Below are 4,332 nucleotides of genomic sequence, written 5' to 3' on the forward strand. Positions count from 1 at the left end.
CAGAAATGCTGTTCTTTTTTGTATGGAATAAGAGAGAATGTTCAAGGCAAGTGGGAATGGTTTGTTTCAACCACCTGCATTATTTGAAATAAAGCAGTTATATTAAAGAACATCAAGAAACTTACTCTCCACACACTGATAGATTGTCCAATGCAACAATACATAACACGCACTTACCCCTTTCCCCACAATTCATTCAAAAACGCAAGCGCATACTGAGGTATTTTCTCTTTTGTTACTTCAAGAAAACGGACGATGAATACATAATCGTCCTGTGAATGGCTTAGCATCAGTTCGTACCACCACTCAGTTTCATATCTTGAGATCATGCTTAAGTTATACAGCAATAAGTAATGAGCCATAAATTCAGGCAATCCATTCAGATCGTTCAAAGATGAAGGCAGGGAATAATCGTCTGTTTGTCCATTGTACAGGAATGGCAGACTGTAGAAAGCGCTGAAGCGATCTCGCGGATGACAAATGATGCTGTGATCGGAAAAGCTTTCTCCTCTTAATTGAAAATGATAATTCAGGTATTCAATCAATCTTTCCGGTGTCATATGATAAAAGGCTGCGGCTTCAACTGGAATATGTATTTGCTTGTTTTCATATCGGGAGACAATATGAACATTTTTATCTTTATGTCTGCTGAATAAATCACTCAGTTCAGGAATTCTTTTTAAAAGCTCCTGCATAGAGTACTTATCGTTTTCTGCATGTTCAAGCTTAAATAAATGAGATGCTGCGTGAGCAAATAAACCATTTCTTTGTATCTTCACTTCATCCTGCAAAAAGCGGTATTGCTGTTTTTTCCGTTTTCTTGTTGAGACACCATGTGCAAGAACGGATGAAGTTGCGGGATATTCAGGATCTAATGTTAAAATACATGATTTCATAAGCTGAGACATTCCGTAGAACAGGAGCATAGGCTGTACGGGCATGGCAGCACTTGCAGATGAAAGATAAAAGTTTTCAGCATGCTTTAGATGGTAAACAAAAGGATAGCTGTTTTGATAGGATAATTCGGCAGGTGCTGGCTGTTGATTTTTTTTATAACATTTTTCCAGAAATTTTTGAACTGTTTCTGTTGATTGATATGATTTTAACTGGTTCCAGACGTCTATTTTCATCATCCTGCAGCTCCCCTTTCTTTTTTCGAAATTTTTAAACTCTTTTGCCTGTTCTTGACAGTGGGTTGGCTAGTTGTTAATCTACTAATAATATTTTGCCGTTAAGAGGGGGATTTAATGATGTGGGAAAGTAAATTTTTAAAAGAAGGCTTAACGTTTGATGATGTATTGCTTGTACCGGCTAAGTCCGAGGTTCTTCCAAGAGACGTGAACTTAAGTGTGAATTTAACACCAACATTAAAGCTGAATGTCCCAATCATTAGTGCCGGTATGGATACTGTTACTGAGGCTCAGCTTGCAATTGCGATGGCAAGACAAGGCGGAATGGGCATCATTCACAAGAATATGTCGATTGAACAGCAGGCAGAGCAGGTTGATAAGGTAAAACGTTCTGAAAGAGGCGTTATTACAAATCCATTCTTTTTAACTCCGGACCATCAAGTATTTGATGCAGAGCATTTGATGGGTAAATATCGCATTTCAGGTGTACCTGTAGTAAATAATGTGGATGAGCAAAAGCTTGTAGGCATTATTACAAATCGTGACATGAGATTTATTCAAGACTTCTCGATCAAGATCTCTGATGTAATGACGAAAGAAAACTTAGTAACGGCAGACGTCGGAACAACTCTTAAAGAAGCAGAAAGCATTCTGCAAAAGCATAAAATCGAAAAACTTCCGCTGGTTGATGACCAGGGTGTTTTAAAAGGATTAATCACGATTAAAGATATCGAAAAAGTAATTGAGTTCCCGCATTCAGCAAAAGATGAGCATGGACGTTTGCTTGTCGGTGCTGCTGTAGGCGTTACGGCAGATACCATGCTTCGTGTTAAAAAGCTGGTTGAGGCTAACGTTGATGCCATTGTGTTAGATACAGCCCATGGCCACTCAAAGGGCGTTATCGATATGGTCAGAACAATTAGAAACGAATACCCTGATCTGAATATCATTGCAGGAAATGTTGCAACTGCTGATGCTACAAGAGAACTGGCAGAAGCTGGAGCAAACGTCGTAAAGGTAGGCATCGGACCTGGTTCTATTTGTACAACCCGTGTTGTAGCAGGTGTAGGTGTACCTCAAATCACTGCTGTATATGATTGTGCGACGGAAGCACGTAAGCTTGGCATTACTATTATCGCAGATGGCGGAATTAAATATTCAGGCGATATCGTCAAAGCATTAGCATCAGGCGGTCACGCCGTTATGCTTGGCAGTCTTTTGGCTGGTACGTCAGAAAGCCCGGGCGAAACAGAAATTTACCAGGGAAGACGATTTAAGGTATACCGCGGCATGGGTTCTGTTGGTGCGATGGAAAAAGGAAGCAAAGACCGTTACTTCCAGGAAGACAATAAGAAATTTGTTCCGGAAGGCATTGAAGGCAGAACTCCTTATAAAGGACCTCTTTCAGATACGATTTACCAGCTGGTTGGCGGTATTCGCTCTGGTATGGGTTATTGCGGAACAGCAAACTTAGAAGAGCTTCGGGAGAATTCACAGTTTGTCCGCATGACTGGTGCAGGTCTTCGCGAAAGCCATCCTCATGATGTTCAAATTACAAAAGAATCACCGAATTATTCGCTTTCGTAAACGTTTCTAGGCCGATTTACCTGAAATGTAATACAATGTTCAATCTTTAGGACAGAGTCTCAGACTCTGTCTATTTTTTTTGATCATAGTGTGATAAAATCGACTTTGTTGTTTGTCACTCGGGTCAATAATTGAATATAAAAATAGATAAAAAAAACGGTGGAGGTTATGAATTTGAGCAACATGAAGTTTAAGCGTTTGCTGTCCGTGCTGTTTGCTGCTGTTCTAACAGTAACAGTTGTTTTGCCGGCAGCACAGGCATCTGCGGCAGAAAATGATGCAGTTGGAGTTAATGCAAAAGGTGCAATTTTAGTAGAAGCGTCTACAGGTAAAATTCTATACGGGAAAAATGCAGACGATCTGCTTCCGATTGCAAGTATGGCCAAGATCATGACAGAATACTTAGTTCTTGAAGCAGTTAATAAAGGGAAAATCAAGTGGGATCAAACATACACACCAAGTGACTATGTCTATAGAATTTCACAAAACCGCGGACTGTCAAACGTTCCATTACGAAAAGACGGTACATACAATGTAAAAGAGCTTTATGAAGCGATGAGCATTTATTCTGCAAACGGAGCAGCTATTGCTTTAGCAGAAATCGTTTCAGGATCAGAGTCTAATTTCGTAAAATTAATGAATGAAAAAGCTAAAGAGCTTGGTCTTAAAAACTTCGAATTTGTAAACTCAACAGGTTTAGAAAATGGAGATCTGGCAGGAATGCATCCTGATGGCACAACAGCAGATGCCGAAAATAAAATGTCAGCACGCGATATGGCGCTGCTTTCTCAAAAATTAATAATTGAATATCCAGAAGTATTAGACACAGCAAGCACTCCCAGAAAAGTATTCAGAGAAGGCACAGAAGATGCAATCAAAATGGATAACTGGAACTGGATGCTTGAAGGTTTGTTATTTGAAACAGAAGGTGTAGACGGATTAAAAACAGGTTCAACTAAATCAGCAGGCTCTTCTTTTACAGCAACTGCTGAACGAAACGGCATGCGTGTTATTACCGTCGTTTTAAACGCTGCAAGTGATGATGGCAGCCTTCATACTCCTCGTTTCAAAGAAACGAAAAAAATGATCGATTATGCTTATAATAATTTCAAGATGGAAGAAGTTTATCCTGAAAACTATCAAATTAAAAATAAATCTGACCTTTCCGTTGTGAAAGGGAAAGAAAAAGAAGTAGCTGTAGCAACAAAAGAATCTCTTAACCTTGTTGTTAAAAACGGTGAAAAAGAATCATATGAGCCTAACTACGTCTTTGATCAAAAAAAGGTCAATGCAGACAATGAAGTACAGGCTCCTGTCAAAAAAGGCGAAAAAATCGGCTATATGACAGTGAAGTACACAGGTAAAGGCCAAGATTTGGGCTTCTTAGAAGAAAAAAGCGAAGCTAATGTTGATATCGTCACAAAAAGCGCTGTTGAAAAAGCCAATTGGTTTGTTTTATCCATGAGAGGAATCGGCGGATTCTTCGGCGGTCTTTGGGGAACAGTGACAGACACTGTGACAGGCTGGTTTTAATTGAAAAAAGACTTACTCGATATGAGTAAGTCTTTTTTACATATATGGATATTTTAGGGTTGAAACGGGCGGTTCCGCTTTT

The 4,332-nt window shown here is 39.5% G+C and carries 3 protein-coding genes; 2 read left to right on the forward strand and 1 reads right to left on the reverse strand.

Features of this window, described 5'->3' with window-relative positions:
• Positions 1-173: 173 nt before the first annotated feature.
• A complete protein-coding gene (locus ABEQ24_RS21455; RefSeq protein ID WP_430008686.1) occupies positions 174-1,133 on the reverse strand; it encodes a YaaC family protein in 960 nt (319 codons plus the stop codon).
• A 117-nt stretch (positions 1,134-1,250) separates the two neighbouring features.
• Between ABEQ24_RS21455 and guaB the strand changes: the two genes are divergently transcribed.
• Both guaB and ABEQ24_RS21465 read left to right on the forward strand, forming a co-directional pair.
• Positions 1,251-2,717 (forward strand): IMP dehydrogenase, encoded by a 1,467-nt coding sequence (guaB, locus tag ABEQ24_RS21460; protein ID WP_430008687.1) that lies wholly within the window; start codon positions 1,251-1,253, stop codon positions 2,715-2,717.
• Between the two features lie 174 nt (positions 2,718-2,891).
• Entirely contained in the window at positions 2,892-4,250 is a 1,359-nt protein-coding gene (locus ABEQ24_RS21465; protein WP_430008688.1) for a serine hydrolase, read from the forward strand.
• The last annotated feature ends 82 nt before the right edge of the window (positions 4,251-4,332 follow it).

Origin of the sequence: Metabacillus idriensis (assembly GCF_050483325.1) — a bacterium.
Classification (GTDB): domain Bacteria; phylum Bacillota; class Bacilli; order Bacillales; family Bacillaceae; genus Bacillus_P; species Bacillus_P idriensis_A.